The organism is Mesorhizobium sp., from assembly GCF_041661565.1.
Lineage (GTDB): Bacteria > Pseudomonadota > Alphaproteobacteria > Rhizobiales > Rhizobiaceae > Mesorhizobium.
Window position 1 is genome coordinate 1 of record NZ_JBAZUD010000248.1, and the last position, 3504, is coordinate 3504.

At 63.4% G+C, this 3504-nt stretch carries 3 protein-coding genes; all 3 read left to right on the top strand.

What is annotated here, in order from left to right; all coding sequences use genetic code 11:
• Positions 1-1085, top strand: a 1085-nt coding sequence (locus WC739_RS24980) for a CocE/NonD family hydrolase C-terminal non-catalytic domain-containing protein (protein WP_372955662.1), incomplete at its 5' end; no start/stop codon positions are given.
• A 154-nt stretch (positions 1086-1239) separates the two neighbouring features.
• Complete coding sequence (locus WC739_RS24985) at positions 1240-2826, top strand: ABC transporter substrate-binding protein (protein WP_372955663.1); 1587 nt, start codon at positions 1240-1242, stop codon at positions 2824-2826.
• A 15-nt stretch (positions 2827-2841) separates the two neighbouring features.
• Positions 2842-3504 (top strand): ABC transporter permease (locus tag WC739_RS24990; RefSeq protein ID WP_372955664.1); only part of this gene is annotated, 663 nt, incomplete at its 3' end.

Sequence of the window (3504 nt, forward strand, 5' to 3'; positions counted from 1 at the left end):
ACATCGACACCGGCGTCGAGGCGGACCCGGCCTATCGCGCCTATGTCATGGACAGCGTTCGCCCCGCGCGCTGGCACCCGGAAAGACCGGGACGCTGGGTGGCCGAACGGGAATGGCCGTCGCCCAGCATCAGGACCAAGGAAATCGCCTTGATGGCCGATGGCGGCGAGCCCGCCATCGTGGCTTCGCCGCAAAGCTGCGGGCTGGCCGGCGGCGAGTATTTTCCGTTCACCTTCGGACCCGAGCTGCCGGGCGACCAGCGGCCCGATGACGCTCTGTCGGTGTGTTTCGACCAGCCGCCGCTGACCGAAGCCATCGACATCGTCGGCGCTCCGGAGGTTCTGGTCCAGCTCGCGTCCGACCGCCGGCAAGCCAACATCGCGATCCGCCTGTGCGACGTGCATCCCGATGGCGCGTCGGAGCTCATCTCCTACGGCGTGCTCAACCTGACACATCGAAATTCGCATGAATTCCCAGAAGCGCTTGTGCCAGGCGAGAGCATTTCGGCGCGCGTCGTGCTCGATCAATGCGCCTACCGCGTGCCTTCCGGCCACCGGCTGCGCGTCGCCGTTTCGAACGCATACTGGCCGCTGATCTGGCCATCGCCGGAGCCGGTGCGCCTCGACCTTTCGGCGGCAACGCTAAGGCTTCCTCTCCGCCCGCCGGCGAAGGGCGACGACGTGGCGTTCGCCGAGCCGGAAGGCGCTTCGCCCTGGGCAACCGAAACGGTCCGCGCCGCCAATTCCGAGCGCCATGTCGCACGCGACGAAAAGACGGGTATCGTGACGCTTTCCATCATTGATGATTTCGGCGAGGTGCGCGATCTCGACCACGGCCTGGCCAATGGCAGCGTCGCCCGCGAGACATGGACCATCGATCCCGACGATCCCTTGTCGGCCTCGGGAAAGACGCACTGGACGCAGACCCTGTCGCGAAACGGATGGTCTGTGCGCACCGAAACATCAGCCGAGATGAAATCGGACGCACAAAATTTCATCGTCAGCGCCAGAATCGAGGCTTATGAGGGCGAAACCCTCGTTTTCGAGCGCAATTTCGAGGAAAAGGTGCCACGCGCACTGCTTTGACGGCCGCCGGGGTTGGTCCAAAAGCGACGTACGATTTACGCCAAGGCATGTCGCATTCCGTCTTGCTTACGGCATTGGCTTACCCTCATTATTCCTGGGAGAATAAAGAAGAAAATCGGCCGGAGAGCCGAACCAACGGAGTGAGGAACTCAAAATGTCAAACGAACTGGAATTTCTTAGCCGGCGTGTCGCGTCCGGCAAACTGAGCCGCCGTGATTTTCTCGGCAGGGCGGCGGCGCTCGGCGTCACCGCGCCCTTCGCCAACTTGCTGCTGTCGAGCGCGGCACGCGCTGCGGGCCCGGTCAAGGGCGGCACGCTCAAGGCCGGCCTGGTCGGCGGTGAATCCACCAACAGCCTCGATCCGGCCCTGTTCATGACCCAGGTGCCGTTCGCCTTCGGCAAGATGTGGGGCGAATTGATCGTCGAGCTGTCGCCGGAGGGCAAGCTCGAGAACCGCATCGCCGAGGAGATCGGCTCGTCGCCGGACGCCAAGGTGTGGACGCTGAAGATCCGTGACGGTGTCGAATTCCACAACGGAAAGACGGTGACCGCGGAAGACGTCGCAGCCACGCTGGAGCGCCATTCCGATGAAAAGTCGAAGTCCGGCGCGCTGGGCTACATGAAAGGCATCGAGACCATCAAGGCGAGCGGCAAGGAAGTCGTGCTGACCCTGAAGGAAGCGAACGCCGACCTTCCCTATCTGCTCAGCGACTATCACCTGATCGTCCAGCCGAACGGCGGCAAGGACAAGGCCGACGCCGGCATCTCGGCCGGACCCTACAAGGTGACCACCAACGAGCCCGGCGTGCGCCATGGCGGCGAGCGCTTCGCCAACTACTGGCAGGGCGACAAGATGGGCCACGCGGACCAGATCGAGATCATCGTCATCAACGACGCCACCGCGCGCACAGCCGCGCTGCAGGGCGGCCAGGTCAACATGATCAACCGCGTCGAGCCGAAGATCGTCGACCTGATCAAGCGGGTGCCGGGGGTGACCATCCGCAATCATGCGGGGCCGGGCCACTACGTCTTCATCATGCATTGCAACACGGCGCCGTTCGACAACAACGACCTGCGCATGGCGCTGAAGCTCGCCATCGACCGCGAGGAGATGCTGAAGAAGGTGCTGCGCGGCTACGGCTCGGTCGGCAACGACTTCCCGATCAACGCGTCCTACCCTCTGTTCACCGAGATCGAACAGCGCACGTACGATCCGGACAAAGCCAAGTTCCATTTCAAGAAGTCCGGCCATGACGGTTCGGTCCTGCTGCGCACGTCGGACGTCGCCTTCCCCGGCGCGGTCGATGCATCCCAGCTGTTCCAGCAAAGCGCCGCCAAGGCCGGCATCAAGATCGAGATCAAGCGCGAGCCGGGTGACGGCTACTGGTCGGAAGTCTGGAACAAGCAGCCCTTCTGCGCCTCCTACTGGGGCGGGCGTTCGACGCAGGACCAGATGTACTCGACGGCCTATCTGTCGACAGCCGACTGGAACGACACCCGCTTCAAGCGGCCGGATTTCGACAAGATGGTGCTGGCTGCACGCGCCGAGCTGGACGAGGCCAAGCGCAAGGCGATGTATCACGACATGGCGGTGCTGGTGCGCGACGAAGGCGGCCTGATCCTGCCGATGTTCAACCAGTTCATCGACGCGACCGGCGCCAAGGTGGAAGGCTGGGTCGACGATCCGCACCAGGAGCTGATGAACGGTTATGCCCTGGCGAAGTGCTGGCTGCAGGCCTGAGCCGGCTTTGCGGACATGTCTTCACCCATATTGAAGCTAATTGCCCAGCGCATCGCGCTGGGCATCGTCCTCCTGTTGGCCGTCTCGGTCCTCATCTTCGCCGGCACCCAGATCCTGCCCGGCGACGTCGCGCAAGCCATTCTCGGACAATCGGCGACCCCCGAGTCGCTCGCCAACCTGCGCGAGCAGCTCGGGCTCAACGACCCTGCCTATGTCAGATATTTCCACTGGCTCGGCGGCGTGCTGACCGGTGACCTCGGCACGGCCATGTCGAGCGGCCAGGACATCGCGACATCGATCAAGGGCCGTCTGTGGAACACGCTGTTCCTCGCCTTCTGGGCAGCGGTTGTCGCCGTGCCGCTGGCAATCATCCTCGGCCTCATCGCGGTTCGCTACCGCAATGGCTGGGTCGACAAGCTGATCTCGGGACTGGCGCTCGCCTCCACGTCGTTTCCCGAATTCTTCATCGGCTATGTTCTTGTCTACTTCTTTGCCGTGAAATGGCAGATCTTCCCCGGCATCTCGACCGTCTACGACGGCATGCCGTTCCTCGAGCGCATGCAGGCGATCGCCTTGCCGGCGACGGCCCTGACGCTTGTCGTGCTGGCCCATATGATGCGCATGACGCGCGCGGCGATCCTCAATGTGATGCAGTCGTGCTATGTCGAGACGGCGGAA